The organism is Pantoea phytostimulans (assembly GCF_046118715.1).
Lineage (GTDB): Bacteria > Pseudomonadota > Gammaproteobacteria > Enterobacterales > Enterobacteriaceae > Pantoea > Pantoea phytostimulans.
Genome location: NZ_CP173698.1, coordinates 1397765 through 1422133, shown reverse-complemented (window position 1 = coordinate 1422133; position 24369 = coordinate 1397765). Strand labels below are relative to the sequence as shown.

At 51.4% G+C, this 24369-nt stretch carries 25 protein-coding genes; 14 read left to right on the top strand and 11 right to left on the bottom strand.

Features of this window, described 5'->3' with window-relative positions:
* Window positions 1–110: 110 nt before the first annotated feature.
* Window positions 111–233, bottom strand: coding sequence for a hypothetical protein (locus ACF2G4_RS06730; protein ID WP_256449270.1), 123 nt, complete (start codon window positions 231–233; stop codon window positions 111–113).
* A 314-nt stretch (window positions 234–547) separates the two neighbouring features.
* On the opposite strand from ACF2G4_RS06730, the gene ACF2G4_RS06725 reads away from it, so the two are divergent.
* Complete coding sequence (locus tag ACF2G4_RS06725) at window positions 548–1108, top strand: VOC family protein (RefSeq protein ID WP_243077708.1); 561 nt, start codon at window positions 548–550, stop codon at window positions 1106–1108.
* Here the strand turns inward: ACF2G4_RS06725 and ACF2G4_RS06720 are convergent.
* On the bottom strand, window positions 1105–2250 hold the full coding sequence (locus ACF2G4_RS06720) for a MalY/PatB family protein (protein ID WP_409075733.1): 1146 nt from the start codon (window positions 2248–2250) through the stop codon (window positions 1105–1107). The genes ACF2G4_RS06725 and ACF2G4_RS06720 overlap by 4 nt on opposite strands.
* Window positions 2251–2336: 86 nt before the next feature.
* Here ACF2G4_RS06720 and cutC point away from each other — a divergent pair, with 86 nt between their 5' ends.
* Together cutC and ACF2G4_RS06710 are read left to right on the top strand one after the other, a co-directional pair.
* Window positions 2337–3089: a copper homeostasis protein CutC gene (gene cutC, locus ACF2G4_RS06715; protein WP_215846590.1), complete on the top strand. Its 753-nt coding sequence runs from the start codon at window positions 2337–2339 to the stop codon at window positions 3087–3089.
* Between the two features lie 167 nt (window positions 3090–3256).
* Window positions 3257–4108 carry a hypothetical protein gene (locus ACF2G4_RS06710; RefSeq protein WP_215846591.1) on the top strand — a complete coding sequence of 284 codons (852 nt, stop codon included), beginning with the start codon at window positions 3257–3259 and terminating at the stop codon, window positions 4106–4108.
* 27 nt (window positions 4109–4135) lie between these two features.
* Here ACF2G4_RS06710 and ACF2G4_RS06705 read toward each other — a convergent pair whose 3' ends face one another.
* The gene (locus tag ACF2G4_RS06705) at window positions 4136–5233 is read right to left on the bottom strand and encodes a glycerol dehydrogenase (RefSeq protein WP_215846592.1); all 1098 of its coding nucleotides are present in this window, start codon (window positions 5231–5233) and stop codon (window positions 4136–4138) included.
* Between the two features lie 169 nt (window positions 5234–5402).
* Here ACF2G4_RS06705 and ACF2G4_RS06700 point away from each other — a divergent pair, with 169 nt between their 5' ends.
* Window positions 5403–6026, top strand: coding sequence for a LysE family translocator (locus ACF2G4_RS06700; protein ID WP_409075732.1), 624 nt, complete (start codon window positions 5403–5405; stop codon window positions 6024–6026).
* A gap of 18 nt (window positions 6027–6044) precedes the next feature.
* Here the strand turns inward: ACF2G4_RS06700 and cmoB are convergent, their stop codons facing one another.
* From cmoB to ACF2G4_RS06680, 4 genes are all read right to left on the bottom strand, one after another.
* Window positions 6045–7013: a tRNA 5-methoxyuridine(34)/uridine 5-oxyacetic acid(34) synthase CmoB gene (cmoB, locus tag ACF2G4_RS06695; protein ID WP_332627098.1), complete on the bottom strand. Its 969-nt coding sequence runs from the start codon at window positions 7011–7013 to the stop codon at window positions 6045–6047.
* On the bottom strand, window positions 7010–7738 hold the full coding sequence (gene cmoA, locus ACF2G4_RS06690; RefSeq protein ID WP_215846595.1) for a carboxy-S-adenosyl-L-methionine synthase CmoA: 729 nt from the start codon (window positions 7736–7738) through the stop codon (window positions 7010–7012). Before cmoA ends, cmoB begins: the two co-directional genes overlap by 4 nt.
* 82 nt (window positions 7739–7820) lie before the next feature.
* The gene (locus tag ACF2G4_RS06685; RefSeq protein WP_332627097.1) at window positions 7821–8216 is read right to left on the bottom strand and encodes an MAPEG family protein; all 396 of its coding nucleotides are present in this window, start codon (window positions 8214–8216) and stop codon (window positions 7821–7823) included.
* A gap of 68 nt (window positions 8217–8284) precedes the next feature.
* Window positions 8285–9106, bottom strand: a complete 822-nt coding sequence (locus tag ACF2G4_RS06680; RefSeq protein ID WP_215846597.1) for a DUF72 domain-containing protein — start codon at window positions 9104–9106, stop codon at window positions 8285–8287.
* A 220-nt stretch (window positions 9107–9326) separates the two neighbouring features.
* On the opposite strand from ACF2G4_RS06680, the gene aspS reads away from it, so the two are divergent.
* The 6 genes from aspS to ruvB all read left to right on the top strand — a co-directional run bounded on the left by aspS (window position 9327) and on the right by ruvB (window position 14811).
* Window positions 9327–11105 carry an aspartate--tRNA ligase gene (gene aspS, locus ACF2G4_RS06675; protein WP_215846598.1) on the top strand — a complete coding sequence of 593 codons (1779 nt, stop codon included), beginning with the start codon at window positions 9327–9329 and terminating at the stop codon, window positions 11103–11105.
* The gene (nudB, locus tag ACF2G4_RS06670; protein ID WP_215846599.1) at window positions 11105–11536 is read left to right on the top strand and encodes a dihydroneopterin triphosphate diphosphatase; all 432 of its coding nucleotides are present in this window, start codon (window positions 11105–11107) and stop codon (window positions 11534–11536) included. Before aspS ends, nudB begins: the two co-directional genes overlap by 1 nt.
* A gap of 241 nt (window positions 11537–11777) precedes the next feature.
* The gene (locus ACF2G4_RS06665; protein ID WP_243077766.1) at window positions 11778–12521 is read left to right on the top strand and encodes a YebC/PmpR family DNA-binding transcriptional regulator; all 744 of its coding nucleotides are present in this window, start codon (window positions 11778–11780) and stop codon (window positions 12519–12521) included.
* 37 nt (window positions 12522–12558) lie between these two features.
* Window positions 12559–13086, top strand: a complete 528-nt coding sequence (gene ruvC / locus ACF2G4_RS06660) for a crossover junction endodeoxyribonuclease RuvC (protein WP_409075731.1) — start codon at window positions 12559–12561, stop codon at window positions 13084–13086.
* Window positions 13087–13183: 97 nt separating this feature from the next.
* Complete coding sequence (gene ruvA, locus ACF2G4_RS06655) at window positions 13184–13798, top strand: Holliday junction branch migration protein RuvA (RefSeq protein ID WP_215846602.1); 615 nt, start codon at window positions 13184–13186, stop codon at window positions 13796–13798.
* Between the two features lie 8 nt (window positions 13799–13806).
* Window positions 13807–14811 (top strand): Holliday junction branch migration DNA helicase RuvB, encoded by a 1005-nt coding sequence (ruvB, locus tag ACF2G4_RS06650; RefSeq protein ID WP_243077767.1) that lies wholly within the window; start codon window positions 13807–13809, stop codon window positions 14809–14811.
* Here the strand turns inward: ruvB and znuB are convergent, their stop codons facing one another.
* A complete protein-coding gene (znuB, locus tag ACF2G4_RS06645; protein ID WP_215846603.1) occupies window positions 14812–15597 on the bottom strand; it encodes a zinc ABC transporter permease subunit ZnuB in 786 nt (261 codons plus the stop codon).
* Window positions 15594–16349: a zinc ABC transporter ATP-binding protein ZnuC gene (gene znuC, locus ACF2G4_RS06640; protein WP_409075730.1), complete on the bottom strand. Its 756-nt coding sequence runs from the start codon at window positions 16347–16349 to the stop codon at window positions 15594–15596. Before znuC ends, znuB begins: the two co-directional genes overlap by 4 nt.
* A 77-nt stretch (window positions 16350–16426) precedes the next feature.
* On the opposite strand from znuC, the gene znuA reads away from it, so the two are divergent.
* The 3 genes from znuA (at window position 16427) to lpxM (ending at window position 19831) form a co-directional block, all read left to right on the top strand.
* Window positions 16427–17374, top strand: coding sequence for a zinc ABC transporter substrate-binding protein ZnuA (znuA, locus tag ACF2G4_RS06635; protein WP_243077768.1), 948 nt, complete (start codon window positions 16427–16429; stop codon window positions 17372–17374).
* A 15-nt stretch (window positions 17375–17389) separates the two neighbouring features.
* Window positions 17390–18721, top strand: a complete 1332-nt coding sequence (gene mepM, locus ACF2G4_RS06630) for a murein DD-endopeptidase MepM (protein ID WP_215846605.1) — start codon at window positions 17390–17392, stop codon at window positions 18719–18721.
* A 126-nt stretch (window positions 18722–18847) separates the two neighbouring features.
* Window positions 18848–19831, top strand: coding sequence for a lauroyl-Kdo(2)-lipid IV(A) myristoyltransferase (gene lpxM, locus ACF2G4_RS06625; protein ID WP_409075729.1), 984 nt, complete (start codon window positions 18848–18850; stop codon window positions 19829–19831).
* A gap of 37 nt (window positions 19832–19868) precedes the next feature.
* On the opposite strand, the gene ACF2G4_RS06620 is transcribed toward lpxM, so the two are convergent.
* Window positions 19869–21101, bottom strand: coding sequence for an MFS transporter (locus ACF2G4_RS06620; protein WP_409075728.1), 1233 nt, complete (start codon window positions 21099–21101; stop codon window positions 19869–19871).
* An 86-nt stretch (window positions 21102–21187) separates the two neighbouring features.
* Window positions 21188–22630, bottom strand: coding sequence for a pyruvate kinase (gene pyk, locus ACF2G4_RS06615; protein WP_215846607.1), 1443 nt, complete (start codon window positions 22628–22630; stop codon window positions 21188–21190).
* A gap of 330 nt (window positions 22631–22960) precedes the next feature.
* Between pyk and ACF2G4_RS06610 the strand changes: the two genes are divergently transcribed.
* The gene (locus ACF2G4_RS06610) at window positions 22961–24280 is read left to right on the top strand and encodes a tyrosine-type recombinase/integrase (protein ID WP_409075727.1); all 1320 of its coding nucleotides are present in this window, start codon (window positions 22961–22963) and stop codon (window positions 24278–24280) included.
* The last annotated feature ends 89 nt before the right edge of the window (window positions 24281–24369 follow it).

Here is a 24369-nt window from a genome sequence, read left to right as displayed (position 1 = left end):
GACCCAGACAAAACGGAAAAAAATGAGGGGGAAAGTATACGTGAATTGTCTGTGGGCGTCAGCAGTTGGATAAAGCAGGGAAACAGAGCCTAAAATGTTTCCCGCTTGATTTAACGACGGCGCAGATGGCGGCGAGGATTTTTAACACTTTTGTCTTCACGCACCTTCCAATGGCGGGAAATAGCAAATCCCATCAGTGCGATTAGGACTGCGACAACAATTAGCATGGTCATTGAGCTATTCCTTTGAGTTGTGTTAGGTCAAATTTATAAGAAAGACCGCATGGCTGCAATTGTTCTCTGCCCAAATAAGACTTATCTCATTGTATTAAAGAAGCTGATACAAAACATGTAGTTAAGGTGTTTTCATCCAGAAACTGCTGGACCTAAAGAGAGGATAAATCCGAATTAAAAGGTCTGTTTATATCCTTTTGCGGCAATTTACGCGTCAAATCGGATGAATCCTACGCTTTTGGTGTCCCTAACTCAGCGCTGACAGCATGTTATATTGATTAGAAATATTGCATTATTTAAGGAGATTTTACGCAGTGAAGAGCACTTTCCCCCCACAATTAGACGATTTAAAGGCAGATTTAGTGCGATTCGAGAAATCGTTAGAGAGTTTTTCTGAACGCTTAGGTCTCTCATTAGGCGATCTCGAATCTGATCACATTGCTGTTCGTTGTCACCAAAACGCAACGGCAGAGCGCTGGAAGCAGGGTTTTTTACAAATTGGCTGCCAGTTTTCTGAAGCGATGATCAACGGCCGGCCGATTTGCCTGTTTAAGTTACATCAGCCCATTCAGGTCGCTGGCTGGCAACTGGACGTGATTGAACTGCCTTGGCCAGGTGAAAAACGCTATCGTCATGAAGGGTGGGAACATGTTGAAATCGTCCTGCGCGGCGAACCTGAAACGCTGGGCATGCGAGCGATGGCGCTGTTATCAGATGACGCGCTAACGCAGCCGGGCATCTCATTTAAAACCAGTTCGCCGAAAGGAGAAAATGAGCGTTTGCCCAACCCGACCTTAGCGGTAACAGATGGGCAAACCACAATAAAGTTTCATCCGTGGCGACTGGAAGAGATTGTCGCCAGCGAGGCAGATTAAACGCGGGCGTTGACGGCTTTGCCCAGCCGCACTACCGCTTCTTCCAGCAGCGCACGGGTGCAGCCAAAATTCAGCCGTACAAACTTATCATCGCCAAAGTCACGACCTGGTGAAAAGCCAAGTCCATATTTTTCAAAATAGAGCGCCGGGCTGGCGACGTTGAGTGCGCTGGCATCGATCCAACCCAAATAGGTGGCTTCGGGTGATGTCATCGTCAGGCCCGGCAGCGCATTAACCTGCTCGACCAGCCAGTCGCGATTACGCCGTAAATAGACGAGTTGTGCTTCTAACCACGCATCGTCGTCCCGCCACGCGGCTTCGGCAGCAACCAGCGACAGAATATCCACGGAAGGGACAATGCCCTGACGCACGCGATTGAAGCGGGCACGTAATTCAGCATTAGGAATGATCGCCAGTGAAGCGCCCAATCCGGCGATGTTGAAGGTTTTTGAGGGGGAAATAAGCGTAATGCTGCGCTGCGCGGCATCTTCACTGAGCGAGGCGAAAGGAATGTGCTGCACGCCCGGTTCCAGCAATAAATCGCAGTGAATTTCATCGGTGCAAACAATCAAATCATGTTGCTGAGCAAAAGCAAGCTGCGCTTCCAGTTCATCACGACGATAGACAGTTCCGCCAGGATTCTGTGGGTTACACAGCATCAGTAATTTCTCTTTGCCACTCATCTGTTGGTTGGCGGCATCAATGTCCATGACCCAACGATGCTCGTTAAGCACTAACGGCAGATTCAGCTGGCCGCGTTCAGCGAGTTTGGCAGCACCGCGAAAGGGCGGATAAATGGGCGTTGGCGCAACGGTGATTTCATCGGCTGCGGTAAACGCGCGAACCGAAATATTTAACCCGCTGACGACGCCCGGTAATGGAACGATCCATGCCGGATCGACGTGCCACTGATAGCGCGAGGCGAAGCGCTGAACGGCAATATCAATCAAACCGTTTGGCTTATCGCCATAGCCAAAAATTCCATGTTCAACGCGGGCTTTGATCGCGTCGATAATGCACTCGGGCGAACGGAAATCAGTATCAGCTACCCACAATGGCAGAATGTCCTGGTCCGCATATTTGTGCCATTTAAGGCTATCGCTGTGACGACGGTCTATCCGTTGGTCAAAATTGAATGCCATAGTTACCTTTCCGCGTAAAATCATTCCAGCAGTCAGACTAACCGATGAACTTGGTTCGAACCAGACGTCATGTAAAGGAGAAGAGAATGACCAAACTGGAAATTTGTTGTTACGGCGTGGATTGCGCAATGACCGCGCAGCAGGCTGGAGCCGATCGCGTTGAGCTGTGCGCAGCGCCGCGTGAAGGGGGATTAACACCCTCGGCTGGGACGCTGGAAGCAGCCCGACGCGAACTTTCGATTCCGGTTCATCCGATTGTCAGGCCGCGCGGTGGCGATTTTTGCTATACCGCCCGCGAATTTGAAGTAATGAAATCGGATGTGGCGTTGATCCGTGAATTGGGCTTTCCGGGGCTGGTGGTGGGAATGCTGGATGAAGATGCCCACATCAACCATGCGCAAATGCGGCAAATCATGGCGCTGTGCGACGGCGTTTCAGTGACATTCCATCGTGCATTTGACCTGTGCCATAGTCCTAAACGTGCATTGAAGGAGTTGACCGATCTCGGCGTCGCGCGCATTCTGACTTCAGGCCAGCAGCAAAGCGCGGAAAACGGAATTGCATTGTTGAAGGAACTAAATGATCTCAGTGAAGGTCCTATTATCATGGCAGGTGCAGGCGTTCGCCTGAGTAACCTACAGAAGTTTCTCGATATGGGCATTCGTGAAGTTCACAGCTCGGCCAGCCACCTTGTGGTATCGCCGATGCGTTACCGAAAAGCCGGTGTTTCAATGTGTTCTGAAGCTGAAACCGATGAGTTCAGTCGCTATTGCGTAGATAGTGATGTGGTGGAAGCGATGAGAAGTGTGATGCAGATGAACAGCGTTCGGGTCGCCTGAATCACCCCAGATTTTGCCGCGCAGCACGCCGATCATTGACGTGATGTTTGCAAGTACCAAACCCCAGCACGCTTGCTGGGGTATTTTTTGCCTGCTATTTACGCTTTTTCCCGCCGATAAACGCCGTTGCGATTACACTTAACGTACTGTTGTCTGGGACTTACATCATGAAAAGCTTCCTGATCTCTGCCGTATCCTTGTTAGCGGCTGCGTTGAGCAGTCCACTTTTTGCGGCCAGCAATTGCGGACCACAAAGCGGCGTCATTGCCAGCAGCAATAACTGGATTATGTTAGGCGGCAGTGCGAAAGGTGCAGTGCGGCAGGTCATCGCCGGAGAATTTGGCAAAGATGTAAACTCGCAAAAACGCGTGCTCGGTCAGTTTGATCCCTGCGGCGATTTGATGGTTGCCGATGTCAGCTATGACAAGAATGAGCGCAACGTGATTCTCAGCATGGAGCAACATATTGCTCGTGTACAAGGCGGTTGGGTTGCAGAGTATGCCTATTTGGTCAAGGTGCTGAAGGAAGGCAAAGAAGTGGTGGTCGACAATCGTCAGGGCACCATCAACTGGCAAATGGGCAAAAACGGTAACATTGTCAGCTCCTCAGACAAATTCATCAGCATGGGACAAAACGGTTTCACTGACACCACGTATCGCTACGACGCACAGTATCGGCTGGAAAAAAGCGTGGCGCGCGGCACCGATGAAATGACCAACGGTGAAAACCATTATCGCTGGAATCCGCAAGGTTTAGTGGTAAGCGCCAGTTCATCGCGCAGCAAAGATACCTATACCTACGATCAGCAATTCCGTGAGTTGCGCCTTAATGGCACTGCCAGCACACCGGTCAGTACAATCCGTTCGGTAGATGAGTGTCAATTGTGGGACGAAGTGGGAAACTGCACACTGAGTTACCTGCACGAAACCGAAATTTTCGATAAAGGCACGATTGAGCGACACCTTAGCTCAGCATACAAATATCAGTATTGGGATAATCCGGCAGCGTCAGAAGAATAGGGCGATCCACCGATCGCCCCGAACAGATTAGTTAACTGTTTTACTAAACGCGTCCAACGCCACAATCGCATTAGCGATATCTTCCGGCGAGAGATTCGGGTTGAGGTTTTTCAGCGTGTCGCCGTCACTGTTGGCTAGCGCACCGATTTTAACTAAATTCTCCCAACTCTCGTTTTCCAGATGCAACGCTTTCAACGTGGTAGGCATATTGATGGAGCGATAGAAGCGAATATAGCGGGCAATCTCTTCATCCGGGCGCTGTTCTAATACCATTTGCGTTAACGTGCCGTAAGCGACTTTCTCGCCGTGCGTGAGGTGATGAATCTCGCCGTCGATGGCCGTAAAGCCGTTGTGGATCGCATGGGCACCCGCCAGTCCACCATTTTCAAATCCTAAACCGGAAAGCAGCGTGTTAGCTTCCACTACCGCTTCCACCGCAGGGGTAACACGTTTCTCACTGACGGCAGTATAGGCACTGAAACCCCATTTCAGCAGCGTTTCTTCACAGGCACGCGCAATCGCCAAACCGGCAATGGTGGGATCGCCGTTGACCATTGATTTCGCATGTGAGCGGGCCACGGCTTGTGCTTCGACCCAGGTTGCCAAACCATCGGCAATACCTGAAGCAAACAGTCGCGCAGGCGCATTGGCGCACACGGCGGTATCGACCAACACCAAATCAGGGTTTTTGTTGTAAAAGCGATAGCTTTCAAACACGCCGCTGTCGGAATAGATCACTGAAAGGGCGCTACAAGGCGCATCGGTTGAGGCGATCGTCGGCACAATCACCACCGGCTGCTTCAATTCGTCAGCAATGGCTTTCACCGTATCCAGCGTTTTACCGCCGCCAAGGCCAACAATCACGTTACAGCCTTGCGCTTTGGCTAATTCGCTCAGGCGGTTAATTTCGTTGCTAGAGGCTTCGCCATTGAACTGTTGCCAGACGAAGTCAATATTGGCGGTTTTCAGCGCCTGTTGTGCACGCTCACCAATCAATTTCCAGACGATATCATCCGCGACCAGAAAAGCATGATTGCCCAATTCAGCGATGTAAGGACCCAGTTCGTCCAACACACCAGCGCCTTGCACATATTTACGGGGTGAAGAGAAGATAAATTTACTCATGATCACAACTCCTTGATATGAAAATAGAAGGCCGATATCAGCCTGGCACAAAATGCTTTCGCTGCTTTAGTACTAGTTGGGGTAATGAAAATACGTCTCATTTATTACGTTAAGGTTACACCAGCCACAGATCTTGCTATGTTGTGCTGAATCAATCAGGACGCTATACATGACCACGACTTTGATCTCTTTTCTGTTCGCCATTACGATTTTGACGCTAACACCAGGATTCGACACCGCGTTGGTACTGCGATCTGCTGCGGCGCAGGGATGGAAGCGTGCCAGCGTGACGGCATTGGGCGTGACGTTAGGCTGTTTGCTTTGGGGTGTGGCAGTGGGATTAGGATTGGGCGCGCTGCTGCTGGCCTCTGAAATAGCCTACAATTTGCTAAAATGGCTGGGCGCAGCGTATCTGCTCTATCTGGGATTGAAGCTGCTGTTTAACCCTCGTAGCCAACCTGAAGACGTTAAAAGCAGCGATTCCGCACAGCAGCGTTATCTCACCTGCTTTAGCCGTGGATTGCTCGGTAACCTGCTCAACCCCAAAGTGGGGGTTTTCTACGTGACCTTTTTGCCGCAATTTATTCCTGCTGGCGCGTCGGTGGCGTTATGGTGCACGTTGATGGCGCTGGCGCATATGCTGTTGGGCTTGGTGTGGAACGCGGTGCTGATAGGGGGCAGTCACTATTTTGCCCGCCATTTGCGTCAACCCAGCATCTTGAAAATAATGGATCGTTTGACGGGTTGCGTGTTTATTGGATTTGCGGCGAAGCTGGCCTTTTCTCGTCGGTAACAGCCTCGCCGGTAAAGATTACGGCTTGGTGGCGACTAACACGGCACGCAGCGGAGCGGGATAACCTTCCACCGTTTTGCCTGGATCGTTGGGATCCAGGAACTCGGCCAGCGATTCGCTGATCATCCAGTCGGTGCGGCGCTGTTCATCGGTGGACGTTACCGCATAATCCACGATACGCACATCAACGAAGCCGCTTTTTTCTAGCCAGCTTTTCAACGCTTCGGCAGACGGAATAAAGAATACATTACGCATCTGCGCATAACGTTCGCCTGGCACCAGCACCTGATTCACATCGCCCTCGATCACCAGCGTTTCCAACACCAGTTCACCACCGCTCACCAGCTGATTTTTCAGCTGAAGCAGGTGATCCAGCGGCGAACGGCGATGATAGAGCACGCCCATGGAAAATACGGTATCAAAGGCTTGTAAAACGGGCAGTTGTTCAATGCCGATGGGCAGCAGATGTGCACGCCGATCGTCATTCAGCAGTTTTCGCACCGCCTCGAACTGGCACAAAAACAACTGCATGGGATCGATGCCCACCACGAAATGTGCGCCTGCACCGATCATGCGCCACATGTGATAACCGCTGCCGCAGCCCACATCCAGAACCGTACGACCGGCTAACGAGGAGATGTGCGGTAACACCCGTTCCCATTTCCAGTCAGAACGCCATTCCGTATTAATTTCAGTGCCGTACAACGAATAGGGGCCTTTGCGCCACGGCATCAGGTTGCGCAGCAATTTCTCAATGCCTTGACGATGACGATCGCTTATGTCGTCGCGATCCGCGCTCACGCTGTGTAATAAATCCAGACGTTGCGGCTCAAGCAGCGGTAAATATTCCAGCGACTTATACCAGTCGCGGAAGTGTCCATGCAGGTTTTCACGTTGCCAGGTGCTGATTTGCCCAGGCAAAACTTCAAGCCATTGGGCGAGCGGGCCGACGGCAATTTGCTGATAAAAACGGCCAAAATCGATCATTTCAACGCCACCAACGAACCAAAATTAAAACACTGGAACCACAGCTCAGCATGCGAAAAGCCCGCCGCTTTCAGACGTGCTTTATGTGCTTCCACACTGTCAGTCAGCATCACGTTTTCTAACATGCTGCGTTTTTGGCTGATTTCCAGCTCGCTGTAGCCGTTAGCGCGTTTGAAATCGTGATGCATGTTGAACAGCAGTTCACCCACTTCCGCATCTTCAAAGCTGAACTTCTCAGAGACCACTAACGCACCGCCCGGATTCAGACCTTGCCAGATCTTCTTCAGCAGCGCTAAGCGCGCTGGCGGTTCAAGGAATTGCAGCGTGAAGTTAAGCACCACCATTGAGGCGTTGGTAATCTCGATATCGCGGATATCGGCTTCCAGCACCGTGACCGGTGTGTCAGCGCGAAACGCATCAAGATGGCGACGGCAGCGCTCGACCATTGCCGGCGAGTTGTCCACGGCAATAATGGTACAGCCCGGCACGTGAATATTGCGGCGCACCGATAAGGTCGCCGCGCCTAACGAACAGCCAAGGTCATAAACCTGGCTATCGGGCTGAACGAAGCGTTCTGCCAGCATGCCAATCATCGAAATGATGTTGGAGTAGCCGGGCACCGAGCGCTGAATCATGTCGGGAAAGACTTCAGCCACGCGCTCGTCAAAGGTCCAGTCGCCCAGTTTATCAATGGGCGCGGAAAATAGCGTATCGCGGTCAGACATAACGAAAAATCCGAAGAGAGGACGGAAAGGGCGCTATTCTGGCAGAAACTGCCGCAGGCTGCACCCGTTAAGCCTGCACCGTTTAATGTAGCGTCACCACCAATTCCCACGGCAGGTAAATCAGGTTGAAAATGGCCATGCCGCACAGGGCAAAAAGCGTGAGCATCATGCCATATTTACGTCCTTTCATGACGCTGTGACGTAAACCGTGAGCGTGAAGTAAGCGACCCATGAAAAACAGCAGTGCAGTCAGATGAATCATCCAGATGTCCGCGCCGTTCATTTCCATGACGATCAGCAGCAGCAACGCAAGCGGAATGGTTTCGATGGCATTTCCATGAATGCGAATCGCCATTTTCAAATCGTAAACGCCGCCATCACCATAAGCCACGCGATATTGCCGGCGGTGGCGCACCACATCCAGCGTAAACTTCATCACTAACAAGGCACCTAACACCACATACAACGCGCTAACCATTAAAACTCCAGAAATCGTGCTAAGGCAGCCATTCTAGCCAGCCAGGCGTTCACTGTCCCGCTGAATACTTAAAACAGTGAATCCTGTTGCGGCCAGTCGGGCCCGCTACCGATGCTGGGATCTAACTGCTGTAACTGCGGCCAAAGCGCTTGTATCAGCGGAAAAACCTCCCCCATATCGGGGGTGTGTAGAAAGAGCAGGGGATCGCTGTTTTGCTGCCATTCCGCCAGTTTATTCAGCCAAATTTGAAACAGCGGTACGCTCTCTTCCACACTGTCGCTGCCGATAAACCGCACCATCGGCTGTGATCCCGTGCGCAGTGCATGGGGCGGAACGCGCGGTTTTTGCTGGCGCGCATGCAGTGCAGCGGGATGTTGCGAGGTTGAAGCATGCACCGGCCGGCTGTCGAGGATGACGCGATTAACACCGCGTTCCAGCAGCCCGCTATTTAATCTGCGTTCCGCTTCCCCTTTGGCAAAGAATTCGGGATGTCGAACCTCAACGCCATAAGAGAAACGGCGCGGCAAGCTGTCCAGAAACTGCCACAGTTGATCGAGTTGTTGCGGTGAAAAGCGGGCGGGCAACTGCAACCAATATTGCCCGATGCGATCGGCAAGAGGATCGAGCAGACGCAAAAATTCCTCGAGCAAATCATCGCTGTGCTGTAACGCGGCCTGATGACTAATGGTGGCAGGGAATTTGAAGCAGAAGCGGAATTCATCATGTGTCATGTCGCGCCAGCGCAATACCGTTTCAGCATTCGGTAACGCGTAAAGCGTGGTGTTACCCTCAACACAGTGAAAGAGGCGCGCATAATCCGCCAGGTTCTCAATTCCCCAACGTTTCCAGTGCGAATGCTGCCATTGCGGCAGGCCGATACGAAGCGTCACGCCATTTCTCCTGGCTCAAAGTCGATGACAAATTATCCTTTATAGTAGCCAGTAGGTGCAAACAGGCGAAATGCAGTAATGAAATGCCCGCTTTGGCGCGGCTCTACTTATCCTGTTTGCCTTTTTCCATTATAATGACCGCCTTTTTTGCGACAGCATCTCAAATGGTTACGCGGCCTGATGCTGTCAGCTGCAGCGGTGAAGTTTAAAGGATGGTGTTATGCGTTCAGAATATTGCGGACAGCTCAATCTGTCTCATGTAGGTCAGCAAGTCACTCTTTGCGGCTGGGTCAACCGCCGTCGCGATCTGGGAAGCCTGATATTTATCGATATGCGCGACCGTGAAGGCATCGTGCAGGTGTTCTTCGATCCCGATCGTCAGGATGCTTTCAAGCTGGCGTCTGAACTGCGCAACGAATTCTGTATCCAGATCACCGGAACCGTGCGTGCGCGTGACGACAAAAACAAAAATGCCGAGATGGCAACCGGCGAAGTGGAAGTGTTTGCTGAAGCGCTGACTATCATCAACCGCTCCGAGCCGCTGCCACTCGACTCCAATCAGAACAACAGCGAAGAAGCGCGCCTGAAATACCGTTACTTGGATCTGCGTCGTCCAGAAATGGTTCAGCGTTTGAAAACCCGCGCGAAAATTACCAGCTTCGTGCGACGCTTTATGGATGATGAAGGCTTTCTCGATATTGAAACCCCAATGCTGACCAAAGCCACGCCAGAAGGTGCGCGTGACTATCTGGTGCCAAGCCGCGTGCATAAAGGCAAGTTTTATGCGCTGCCGCAATCACCTCAGCTGTTCAAACAGCTGCTGATGATGTCGGGTTTTGATCGCTATTATCAAATCGTTAAGTGCTTCCGTGATGAAGACTTACGTGCCGATCGCCAGCCAGAATTTACCCAGATTGATGTGGAAACCTCTTTCCTGAGCGCACCACAAGTGCGTGAAATTATGGAGCGTTTAATCCGTAATCTTTGGCAAGATGTGAAAGGTGTGGATCTGGGTGCGTTCCCGCAGATGACCTTTGCGGAAGCGATGCGCCGTTACGGCTCAGACAAGCCAGACCTGCGTAACCCAATGGAACTGATTGACGTGGGCGACCTGCTGCAAAACGTCGAATTCCAGGTGTTCTCTGGTCCGGCTAACGATCCAAAAGGTCGCGTTGCCGCGCTGCGTGTGCCAACCGGTGCCCAGCTGAGCCGCAAGCAGATTGATGAATACGGCAAGTTTGTGGAAATTTATGGCGCCAAAGGCTTGGCGTGGATGAAGGTCAACGATCGTGCGAGTGGCCTTGAGGGCGTTCAAAGCCCGGTGGCGAAATTCCTGAATGCGGAAATCGTTGAAGAGATTCTGAATCGTACCCGCGCACAAGATGGCGACATCATTTTCTTTGGTGCTGATCGCGCCAAAGTCGTGGCTGATGCGCTGGGCGCGCTGCGTCTGAAAGTGGGGCGTGAGCTGAACGTCACTGATGAGAAAGCCTGGGCACCGCTGTGGGTGATCGACTTCCCGATGTTTGAAGAAGATGAAGAGGGCGGCCTGGCAGCGATGCACCACCCATTCACTGCGCCGAAAGAGATGAGCGCAGAGCAGCTGGCAGCAGATCCTACGCTGGCAGTAGCCAATGCCTATGACATGGTGATCAATGGTTATGAAGTGGGCGGCGGTTCGGTGCGTATCCATCACGGCAAAATGCAGCAAACCGTGTTCAGTATTTTGGGTATCGAAGAGCATGAGCAGCGTGAGAAGTTTGGCTTCCTGCTGGATGCGCTGAAATTTGGTACGCCGCCGCACGCAGGTCTGGCGTTTGGTCTGGATCGTCTGACCATGCTGCTGACCGGCACCGACAATATTCGCGACGTCATTGCGTTCCCAAAAACCACTGCCGCGGCGTGTCTGATGACTGAAGCCCCTAGCGAAGCCAACCCCGCTTCGTTGCTGGAATTAGGTATTCAGGTCGTTAAGAAAGAAAAGCCAGAGTCGAAATAATGGTGTACAAACACCCGGTTTCAGTGCTGGTGGTTATTTATGCGCAAGATACTGGCCGGGTGTTAATGCTGCAACGGCGTGACGATCCCGATTTTTGGCAATCAGTCACGGGTAGCCTTGAGGCGGGAGAGATCCCCCTTCAGGCTGCACAGCGAGAAGTGGAAGAAGAGCTAGGGATTGATGTGTTGGCTGAGCAATTAACGGTAGAAGATTGTCAGCGTCAGATTGATTTTGAGATCTTCCCGCATTATCGCCATCGTTATGCGCCGGGAACAACGCACAATCGCGAACACTGGTTTCGGCTGCAACTGCCAAATGAACGCGATATTGCGCTGACTGAGCATCTTGCTTTTCGCTGGATTGCACCCGCAGACGCAGCAGTACTGACCAAGTCCTGGAGTAATCGCCAGGCAATTGAAGAATTTACCTGAATGTCTGCCGCCGCGCGTTTTTTCGGTGGCAAATTCGTTAAGGTTTTAATGTTACCGGTGCAGGCTCACTGAACTGCACCTCAGAATGAAACAGTCGGGCGTAATCGGCGCAGCGAGGTTGCTGACCGCCAGCGCAGAGCAACCGGAGCGTACTTCTGTACATGAGGATTGCGAGCACTGCCGGAAAGCAAAATCGTTAGCAAGATAGCCTGCACCATGCCAAGTTCGGAGAAAATGTAAAATGGCAGGACACAGTAAGTGGGCAAACACCAAGCACCGTAAAGCAGCGCAAGACGCTAAACGTGGCAAAATCTTCACCAAAATCATTCGTGAACTGGTGACCTCAGCCAAGCTCGGCGGTGGTGATCCTGGCTCTAACCCGCGTCTGCGCGCCGCAATGGACAAAGCGCTGTCAAACAATATGACGCGTGACACCATGGATCGCGCCATTGCACGTGGTGTGGGCGGCGATGATAACGCCAACATGGAAACCATCATCTATGAAGGTTACGGCCCGGGCGGCTCAGCCATCATGATTGAATGCCTGAGCGATAATCGCAATCGTACCGTTGGCGAAGTGCGTCACGCCTTCACCAAAACCGGCGGTAATCTCGGCACTGATGGATCGGTGGCGTATCTGTTCAGCAAGAAAGGCGTGATCTCTTATGAGCCAGGCCGCGATGAAGATCAGGTCATGGAAGCGGCGCTGGAAGCCGGTGCTGAAGATGTGGTGAGCTACGATGACGGCACCATTGATGTCTTTACCGCGTGGGAAGAGATGGGCGCTGTACGCGATGCGTTGGAAGCTGCTGGCTTCAAAGCGGATACCGCAGAAGTGGCGATGATCCCTTCAACCAAAGCGGAAATGGATGCGGAAACCGCGCCAAAACTGCTGCGTTTGATCGACATGCTGGAAGATTGCGATGACGTGCAGGAGGTTTATCACAACGGTGAGATCTCCGACGAGGTCGCGGAAACGCTGTAATGGCGTCAGGCTATAAACACATAACCGGAGGCGCGTAATGGCGATCATCTTAGGTATCGATCCCGGTTCGCGTATCACCGGTTATGGCGTGATTCGTCAAACAGGTCGCCAGCTTACCTATTTAGGCAGCGGCTGTATTCGCACTAACACCACAGATTTGCCTCCGCGCCTGAAGCTGATTTATGCAGGCGTTAGCGAAATCATCACTCAGTTTGCGCCTGACTACTTCGCCATCGAACAGGTGTTTATGGCAAAGAATGCTGATTCTGCGTTGAAGCTGGGACAGGCGCGTGGCGCGGCGATTGTCGCTGCGGTAAACCATGATTTGCCGGTGTTTGAATATGCGGCGCGTCAGGTGAAGCAAACCGTGGTGGGAAAAGGAAGCGCAGAAAAAGCACAGGTACAGCACATGGTGCGTACTTTACTGAAACTGCCTGCAAATCCACAAGCGGATGCAGCGGATGCGTTGGCAATTGCAATAACCCATTGTCATATCTCGCAAAATGCGGTGAAAATGAGCGATAGCAAACTGGTAATGACCCGCGGCCGTTTGCGAACGACCTAATTGCGAGGGATCACGCAAGCGATACAGGCTGGATATTCATCCAGCCTTTTTTATGTTATAAAATCCGCCACATACTCTTTATAAAGGAAGTGTTCAGGTGATAGGTCGTCTACGGGGCAATATTTTAGAAAAGCAGCCGCCGCTGGTGCTGATTGAAACCAACGGTGTGGGTTATGAAGTACACATGCCAATGACCTGTTTTTATGAGTTACCTGAACTCAACCATGAAGCGGTGATTTTTACCCATTTCGTGGTGCGTGAAGACGCACAGCTGCTGTTTGGCTTCAACAGCAAGCAAGAGCGCGCTTTGTTCCGCGAGCTAATTAAAGTCAATGGCGTGGGGCCAAAACTGGCGCTGGCGATTCTTTCGGGTATGTCGGCTCAGCAATTTGTTAACGCGGTGGAAAAAGAAGAGATCGCTGCGTTGGTGAAACTGCCAGGCGTAGGCAAGAAAACTGCCGAACGTTTGGTTGTTGAGATGAAGGATCGCTTCAAAGGCATGCATGGCGACCTGTTTGGCGGCGATTCAGCTTTTGCCCTGACCACGCCAAGTACCGCGCCGGCGACCAATGACGCAGAAGGCGAAGCGGTTGCAGCGCTAGTAGCGCTGGGTTATAAACCGCAGGAAGCGAGCCGCATGATCAGCAAACTCGGCAAACCTGATGCGGATTGCGAAACACTTATCCGCGAAGCGCTTCGCGCTGCCATTTGAGGTAATTCATGATAGAAGCCGATCGCCTGGTCTCTGGAGCCAGCGTTATTGAAGATGAAAGTATTGATCGCGCGATTCGCCCTAAGCTGCTGGCCGAATATGTTGGCCAACCGCAGGTGCGAGAGCAGATGGAGATTTTCATCAAGGCGGCGCAATTGCGCGGCGATGCGCTTGATCATTTGTTGATTTTTGGCCCGCCGGGTTTAGGTAAGACCACGCTGGCAAATATCGTTGCTAATGAAATGGGCGTGAACCTACGCACAACATCTGGTCCCGTATTAGAAAAAGCGGGCGATCTGGCGGCGATGCTCACTAACCTTGAGCCTCACGATGTTCTGTTTATCGATGAAATCCATCGTCTGTCACCGGTTGTGGAAGAAGTGCTTTATCCGGCGATGGAAGATTACCAGTTAGACATCATGATTGGTGAAGGGCCGGCTGCACGCTCCATCAAGCTTGATTTGCCCCCCTTTACCTTGATTGGCGCCACGACACGAGCGGGTTCATTGACTTCGCCGTTGCGCGATCGCTTCGGCATTGTGCAGCGTCTTGAGTTTTACCAAGTTAAGGATTTGCAGCACATTGTCAGCCGTAGTGCAGCCTGTTTAGGGTTGGCGTTGAGCGATGAAGGGGCGTTGGAAATAGCACGCCGTTCGCGTGGCACACCGCGTATTGCAAACCGATTACTACGACGTGTTCGTGACTTCGCAGAAGTGCGAGCCAACGGTGATTTAAGCGGTGAAGTCTCATGTAGCGCGCTGGACATGTTAAATGTCGACAGCGAAGGATTTGATTACATGGACCGTAAACTTCTGCTGGCGATCATTGATAAATTCACTGGCGGCCCGGTTGGCCTGGATAACCTGGCGGCTGCGATTGGTGAAGAGCGCGAAACCATCGAAGATGTGATTGAACCGTTCTTGATCCAGCAAGGTTTTATTCAACGCACACCACGCGGCCGAATGGCCACGCAGCATGCTTATCGTCACTTTGGTATAACGCGAGAAAGCTAATTACACCGCCGGCTTGCGCACCATGCTGATGATGAACAGGATGGCGGCGCACAGCACCACAGAAGGGCCGGCTGGCGTATCGTAAAAGGCGGAGAAAGTCAGTCCGCCTGTCACCGCAATAATTCCGATGATCACCGCAATACCTGCCATTTGTTCGGGCGAACGCGCAAAGCGGCGCGCCGTGGCAGCAGGAATGATCAGCAGCGACGTAATAATCAGCGCGCCGACAAATTTCATTGCCACACCAATGGTTAGGGCAGTCACCAGCATCAGTATCAGACGTGTGCGCTGGATGTTAACCCCATCGACTTGTGCCAGTTCTGGGCTAATAGTCATCGACAATAGCGAGCGCCATTGCCACGCCATTACGGCCAACACCAGCACCACGCCTGCGCCCATAGTCCATAAATCTTCAGGCGTTACCGCCAACAGGTCACCAAAAAGATACGCCATTAAGTCAACGCGTACGTTTTTCATCAAGCTGACAACGACCAAACCCAGAGAAAGTGCACTATGGGCCATAATCCCAAGCAGCGTATCGATGGCAAGATGCGGACGACGTTCCAGCCAGACCAAACCCAGCGCTAAGCAAACGGTGACCACTATCACGGCATAATAAGGATTAACGCTGAGCAATAAACCAAAGGCTACGCCGAGCAGTGATGCGTGTGCCAGCGTATCGCCGAAGTAGGACATCTTACGCCAGACAACAAAAGAACCCAGCGGTCCGGCCGCCAGCGCTAACATCACGCCACCTAACCAGCCCGGTAATAACAACTCAATCATGATGGACCTTGTCCTCTGCGTAAAACGATACGTCCTTGAAGATCGTGACGATGATTATGGTGATGACGATAAATCGCCAGTTGTTGTGCCTCACGTGGGCCAAACATGGCAATAAACTCGGGATGCTGAGATACCGCTTCAGGTGTGCCTGAACAGCAAATGTGATGATTCAGGCACAGCACTTCGTCGGTTTTAGCCATCACTAAATGCAGGTCATGAGAAACCATCAAAACACCGCAGTTGAGTTCCTTGCGTAACTGATCGATTAAGTCATAAAGCGCGACCTGACCGTTTACATCAACACCTTGGGTAGGCTCGTCAAGGACCAAGATCTGCGGCTGATTAAGTAGGGCGCGTGCCAATAAAACGCGCTGGGTTTCACCACCCGAAAGCTTTTGCAGCGGTGATTTCAAAAGATGGCCCGCCTGAACACGCTTTAATGCAGGCAGAATGTCTGCAGCTGTGCTGCCGCGAGACAGACGCATAAAGCGTTCAACGGTGACCGGCAAAGTCGGATCAATATGCAATTTTTGCGGGACATAACCGATACGCAAACCCGCGGCTCGCTGGACGTTGCCGGAATCAGGCGCTAATAGCCCTAAAACTACGCGTACAAGCGTGGATTTACCCGCACCATTTGGGCCGAGCAGAGTAAGAATGCGGCCTGGCTGCAAGGCAAGGCTAACGCCAGATAACACCGTGCGCTGACCATATTTTACCGATACGTTTTCAAGAGTTACGAGTGAGGACATAGTATTTACAGGTTGCACACAATTTAGAATGTTATAATATCACATCCCATCACTTACTCACGATGGAAAGTCGCATTATGTTACATAAAAAAAAGGGTCGCTTCTTCGCCTTTTCTGCCTTCTCCTTAGCGGCTGCAATGTCGCTTCCTGCACACGCTAATATCGTTGCCTCAATCAAGCCTGTGGGGTTTATTGCCGCGGCCATTGCCGAAGGTGTGACGCCCGTTGATGTTTTGCTGCCAGATGGCGCATCAGAACACGATTATGCTTTACGCCCCTCTGATGCAAAACGCTTAAAAAACGCGGACTTAGTGGTTTGGGTCGGCCCTGACATGGAAGCGTTTATGAGCAAATCAGCGGCGGAATTACCCGCTAAAAAAAATCTCGAAATTGTCGATATACAAGGAGTTAGTGCGTTATTGATTAGCGGTGATGATGAAGATGAGCACCACGAACAAAATAAATCTGAAGATCAAGACTCGTCTCACCATCATCATGATCACGGACAATATAATATGCACGTGTGGATGTCCCCAGAGATAGCAAGGAAAACCGCGGTTGCAATCCATGGAAAATTATTGGAACTTATGCCGCAAGATAAAGCCAAACTTGACGCCAACCTGCAGCAGTTTGAGACAGAATTGGCGGATACGGACAAACGCATTGGCGCGCAACTCGCACCGGTCAGGAACCAAGGGTATTACGTCTTTCACGACGCTTACACTTACTTTGAGAAACACTACGGACTTTCGCCCACTGGGCATTTTACCGTAAATCCTGAGATCCAACCGGGCGCACAGCGTTTACATCAAATACGAACACAGTTGGTTGAGCAAAAGGCCGTTTGCGTCTTTGCTGAGCCACAATTCAGGCCGGCAGTCATCGATGCTGTTGCCCGGGGAACGCAGGTGCGTAAAGGCACACTCGACCCATTAGGCACAGACATCAGCTTATCAAAAGACAGCTATATGAAATTTCTCTTACAGCTGTCAAGCCAGTATGAGACCTGCCTGAAAGGAGCTTAGAGGAAAAGGTAAAAAGTGCAGCAGTTAGCCCGCTCTGTCGCCCTCGCATTTAATAATTTGCCGCGCCCCCACCGCGTAATGCTGGGTTCATTAACTGTTGTGACATTGGCCGTCGCCGTGTGGCGGCCTTATGTCTACCATCCTACCGATGATGTGATGCCGATTGTTCGAACCATTGAGTTGGACAAAAACGAGCTTCGCACGTTGTTACCGGAAGCCAGTGAGCCGATTGATCAAAGCACACCAGAACCGGATGATGAATTGCCAGCGGACGACATCGATAAAGATGTCCCTGAAACCAGCGGTGTCCACGAATACACCGTTTCTTCTGGCGATACATTGAGTAGTGCCCTTAATCAATACGGAATCGATATTAGTAATATCAACGCATTGGTGAGCAGCGATAGCGATCTGCGAAATTTACAAGTGGGCCAGCAACTTAGCTGGACGCTGGCCGATGATGGCAGCCTGAAAACGTTGTCTTGGGAAATTTCTCGTCGTGAAACCCGCACCTATGAGCTTACCGATACAGGTGGCTTTAAGATGCAGTCTGAAATGCAGAAGGGCGAATGGCGAAACAACGTATTGCAAGGTGAAGTGCGGGGTAGCTTTGCCGCCAGCGCACAGCGTGCTGGCTTAAGCAGCAGCGAAACCAGCGCCGTAATTAAAGCACTGCAATGGCAAATGGATTTCCGCAAACTGCGTGCAGGCGATCAGTTCAGCGTATTGATGTCGCGTGAAATGCTGGATGGCAAAAGTGCGCAAAGTCAGCTGTTGGGCGTGCGTTTGCGCTCGGGTGGTAAAGATTATTACGCTTTCCGTGCAGAAGACGGCAAGTTTTATGATCGTAATGCATCGGGCCTTGCTCGTGGGTTTATGCGTTTCCCAACCGTTAAACAGTATCGCGTTTCATCGAACTTCAACCCACGTCGTTTGAATCCGGTCACGGGGCGCGTCGCACCGCATAAAGGTGTCGATTTTGCCCTGCCAATCGGTACGCCAGTGCTGGCGGTAGGCGATGGTGAAATTGTTGTCGCGAAGAACGGTGGTGCAGCAGGTAACTATGTGGCGATTCGTCATGGTCGTCAGTATATGACGCGCTACATGCACATGAAGAAAGTGTTGGTGAAACCAGGGCAAAAAGTGAAGCGTGGCGACCGTATTGGTTTGTCAGGTAACACGGGACGCTCAACCGGTCCACACCTGCATTTCGAAATCTGGATCAACAACCAGGCGGTAAATCCTCTGACGGCGAAACTGCCGCGTATGGAAGGATTGACCGGCAAAGAGCGCACCCAGTACATGGCTCAGGTAAAATCCTGGCAGCCTCAGTTGGGACTTAAGTAAGCGTTTTTTGAGCAGGAATGCGAAAAACCGACGGTTATTCCGTCGGTTTTTTCATATCTGGTGCGGGATGATTGCAAATTTGCACGTCGCCACTATCATTAGCCGGTCATTGATTGAGGCGAGTGCATGGAAACCCGTAAAAAAAATAACATTGAGTTTATTCCCGTTTTTGAACGTTCATTTCTCAAACCTAAATACTGGGGCAATTGGCTGGGGATTGGTGCCTTAGCGGGTATGGCGATGTTACCTGCCAAAGTGCGCGATCCTATCCTGGGTAAATTAGGGCGGTTCACGGGTAAATTTGCTAAAGGCGCGCGGCGCCGTGCCTTGATCAATCTCTATTACTGCTTTCCAGAATTGAGTGAAGAACAGCGCGCTGAAATTGTTGATCGCATGTTTGCCACTGCGCCTCAATCCATGGCCATGATGGCAGAGCTCGCCATACGTGGCCCGGGACGTGTTCATCAGCAGGTTGAATGGCATGGTCGTGAAATTATCGACCAGATGCAGGCTGAAAAGCAGAATGTGATTTTACTCGTACCACACGGTTGGGCGGTGGACATTCCTGCGATGCTGCTGGCTTCAGAAGGCCAACCGATGGCAGCCATGTTCCACAATCAAAGTGATCCTTTGCTGGATTACGTCTGGAACAGTGTGCGTCGTCGCTTTGGTGGTCGTCTGCATGCACGCAATGACGGCATTAAACCTTTTATCGGTTCGGTGCGTCAGGGCTATTGGGGCTATTATCTTCCCGATCAGGATCACGGCGCTGAGCACAGCGAGTTTGTCGACTTTTTTGGCACCTATAAAGCGACGTTACCGGCCGTTGGCCGCCTGATGAAAGTGTGTCGGGCACGCGTGGTGCCGCTGTTCCCGGTTTATAACGAAAAGACCCATAAACTGGAAATCTATGTACGCCCGCCAATGGATGATTTACTCGACGCAGATGACTACCATCTGGCGCGCCAGATGAATGAAGAAGTCGAAGTATTCGTTCGACCGCATCCAGAACAATATACGTGGATTTTGAAGCTGCTTAAAACGCGCAAAGAGGGCGATATTGAACCTTACCAGCGCGATGAGCTTTATCCTCGTCATCCTCGTAAGTAACAAAAAGGCCGCTGTTGCGGCCTTCCTCTCAAGAAGCTTATAGAGAAGTCACCTGAGCACGTTTTTTACGTTCTCGCAGAAACAGCGTGACTAATCCAAACCACAGCACACCGCTAATAAAATTGATCAGGCTAAACCAAGGCGTGCCGCCGCTGAAATAGCCACTTTTCGCCAGCTCAATGCCGATAGCCAGCGTCATGATGCTGATCATTCCAAGCATTGCTGCCACGCTGCCTTTGCCCTCGCTGCTGGCGTAAAGCGTTAAGCGATACAAACCCGCGTTAACCATGCCTGCACCAAATGCATATAGGCTCAGACCAGCGGTCAGGAACAAATAGCTGTGGCTGTTTAGCAGGCTTGCCAGTAAAGCGATGCTCAATCCAATAAGAATCGGCCAGGCGGCAAATTTTACCGGTTGCTCGATAGGCACACGTCCTGCCAGCTTGCTCAGCGTCAGGTTTCCCGCAATCATTGCCAGGAAAACAGGCAGTTGCAGCAATGCGTATTGCATACGCGATAAGCCTTCATCGTGCATTAAAATCACCGGTGACAAGGCAACCCACGTTAGGATCGGAATAAACACTAATCCAATAGCAAACGAGCCATACATCACCTGACGATCTTTCGCCAGCCGCGCATAGCTGCGGGCCAGATTAGGCAACGCCACGGAGTGGCTGCGATCGCCTGCGGTTTCTGGCATAACACGCCACAACACCACAAAAGCCAGAATGCTGCAGGCTGCAAACAGCCAAAACATGCTGCGCCAGCTGCCAACCGTTAACCATGCGGCTCCGGCTAAAGGACCCGCCAGTGGCGCAAGCAGCGCGACATTAGCCATCAGCGCCATCATGCGCACCGCTAACGCCTCATCAAATGCTTCCTGAATGGCGGCATAGCCCACCGCGCCAATGAAGCAAAGGCTAATACCCTGCACAAAGCGCAGGCTAACGAATTGCGTAATATTGTCGACCCAAGTAGTTAAAATACAGGTAGCAGCAAAAAACAGAATGCCAAATAACATGACGGGACGACGGCCAAACTTGTCTGACAGCGGTCCCAGCAGCCATTGCAGCACGACGCCGCCCATTAAATAGGCTGTTAATGAAGTAGAAACCCATTCTGGGCCGACGTTGAATTCGTTTGTCACGATCAGCATGCCGGGCTGAATCATGTCATGCGCAATATAGGTGGCAAATTCAAACAGAACCAACGCCAACGGAAACAGCAATATGCGTCCGCTCAATTGGCTGATGGGTTTAAAGCGGGCCATCTGGCCTCCTTGTCAGAAAAATAAAAACGCGACTGCCAGGCAGTCGCGTTGTCCATCATACTAAAGCCGCTGTCAGGTGCGTGAAATTAATCCACGCGCAGAATACGACTGGTATTGGTGGTGCCGGTGGTGCTCATCACATCGCCTTGAGTCACAATCACCAAATCGCCTGAAACAAGGAAGCCCTTGTCGCGCAGCAGGTTTACCGCATCATGCGCAGCAGCAACGCCGTCATTGTTGCTGTCGAAAAACACCGGCGTGACACCACGATAAAGCGCGGTCAGATTCAACGTACGCTCGTGACGTGACATGGCAAAGATCGGCAGGCCAGAAGTAATACGTGATGTCATTAATGGCGTACGGCCCGATTCGGTCATGGTGATAATAGCGGTTACACCTTGCAGATGGTTTGCTGCGTACATTGAAGACATGGCAATCGCTTCTTCAATGTTGTCAAACTGCACTTCTAAACGGTGTTTAGAAACGTTAACGCTGGGGATTTTTTCTGCGCCTAAGCAGACTTTTGCCATTGCAGAAACGGTTTCAGCTGGATACTGCCCAGCCGCGGTTTCTGCTGAAAGCATCACTGCATCCGTTCCATCCAATACGGCATTGGCAACGTCCATGACTTCTGCGCGAGTCGGCATTGGATTGGTGATCATCGATTCCATCATCTGAGTTGCGGTGATGATGGTACGGTTCAGCTGACGAGCACGGCGAATCAAGGCTTTTTGAATACCGACCAGTTCTGGATCGCCGATCTCCACACCGAGGTCGCCACGCGCAACCATCACGACGTCAGACGCCAAAATGATATCATCCATCGCTTCCTGGCTTGCTACGGCTTCAGCTCGCTCAACTTTAGCCACCAGCTTCGCTTCACAGCCCGCATCGCGTGCCAGACGGCGCGCGTAGTTCATGTCTTCACCACTGCGAGGGAACGACACGGCGAGGTAATCGACGTTAATTTTTGCTGCAGTAATAATGTCTGCTTTGTCTTTCTCGGTCAGCGCTTCTGCTGACAGACCGCCGCCCAGCTTATTAATGCCTTTATTGTTGGACAGTGGGCCGCCAACCGTGACTTCGGTAAACACTTTCATGTCCTGAACTTCGAGGACTTTCAACTGCACACGACCATCATCAAGCAGCAGGATATCGCCAGGCACCACGTCGGCAGGCAAGCCTTTATAGTCGATGCCAACACGCTCTTTATCGCCTTCGCCTTTGCTCAGATTAGCGTCAAGCAAGAAGCGATCGCCAATGTTCAGGAAAACTTTGCCTTCTTTGAAGGTAGATACGCGAATTTTCGGGCCTTGCAGGTCGCCCAGAATGGCCACATGGCGACCCAATTTGGCGGCAATTTCACGCACTTTATCGGCGCGCATTTGGTGATCTTCTGGCGTGCCGTGGGAGAAGTTGAGTCGCACAACGTTTGCGCCAGCAGCAATGATTTTTTCGAGGTTATTATCGCGATCAGTCGCTGGGCCGAGGGTTGTTACGATCTTGGTTCTTCTGAGACGTCGAGACATTGTAGGTTCCTTAGGTTAACAGCCTGAAGTGAAACACTCTTTATTCACTTTAAGGCCCATTATGTGCATACATACTCACACAGAAGTCATTATTATTCATTCGAGCCTGTCGGTCCCTATCTGTTCCTTGCTTAAAGGAGAACAGAAATGACACGCTTCGCTGATACAATACTGATACAAGTGCCTGAAGTCATCACCTTGTCTATCTTAGCGAAACCTTATTTGATTAGACGCAAGGGGTCAGGCCGTTACACTGTGCGCCTCCGTAAAGTAGGAAGTACCACACCAATAATAAGTATCGGACTAAGGACAACAAGCAGGAGCCTCGCTATGACCCATCTCAACGAACTTGCAGCCACAGCCAAGGCGTTTCTCTTGGATAACCCTGAGGCGACCACTGAGGAGCTTAGAGAGCATCTCAAAGATATGGCTGAGAGTTTACTCGCTGATGCCTCAGATGATTATTGGGATGGCGTAGAGGTATCACATCTACATGACGCTAAAGCTAATCTTCGTGAGATAGCGGCTAAGCATTCATTGTCGATTGAACAACATCATCACTTGGCGGCATCCCTTAAGGTCATCGATGCGGCACAAAAGCGGGTGAATGAGGGAGACGCTGGGCCTCTGCTGGATATTCTCAAAGGGTTTGAGGCTACTAATGTTGTCCATAATGGCGACTCTACGACGATTCTGAAGAAGGTGCAGGGTAGTCATCCGTCAGAATTAACGAGGAAGCGTCTGGAGCCTGAGGTGAGACCTCTTGAGTTCGATGAGCTGTCATCTATTTATATTGCTGAACACTCCGTCAATCTGCTGCCGGGTTCGCAACGTGACATTCAGTCTGCTCATAAGACTCTCAAGCGGTACGCTAAAGGCATCGACTGGAGGACACATACGAGAGCACAGGTAGTAACCTTACGAGATGCTATGCGTGATTCCAGTTTGGCTGACTCAACGGTCAATAAGATGATGGCTAAGTTATCGGCTGTTATGAATTGGGCGGTCCAGAACGGACACATCGAAAAGGATTACACCAAGGGCCTGAAGGTAAAAGGAGTAGTGAGTTCACGTAGAGCGTTCACTGAAAATGAATTAGCTAAAGTGGTCAACACTGTTACTGATGAGCGGGAACCCCATAAGCGCCTGTTTGGGATGCTTGCTGTCATCACAGGGGCAAGGTGCGGTGAGCTTACTCAATTGACCAAAGCTGATGTAGTTAATGAAGCGGGGCATCTGTGTATCGACATCAATGAGCGAAACGGCAAGACCTTAAAGAACAAGGGAAGTGCTCGCGTAGTCCCTCTGATTGATGGTGCTTACGGCTTCAACCTCAATGAGTTCTCTGAGTGGGTCAATGCGCTACCTGATGACAACAGTCTGGTTTTCGGTATGTCCCGTGATATTGCGTCTAAATGGTTCAACGAAAAGGTGCTACCTAACGCATTGCCAGACCGCGATAAGAACCTTGTATTGCATTCATTGCGCCACACGATGGCTACCCTGATGAAGCAGGCTGAGGTTGCAGAGAGCACCGCTCAGGACATCACAGGACACACCAACTCTTCGATTACCTACGGTTTATACGGCAAGGCTCGAAGCGTAAATGTGATGGCTGAAGCGCTACGGAAGACTTTTGGTATTGCTTAGAGTCCATTACGATGAAGTAACGAAATGAAGCACGATGCCTGCGCATGGGTGAGTTGAGGGCTAAGGACACAGAGGGTGTCTATAGCACT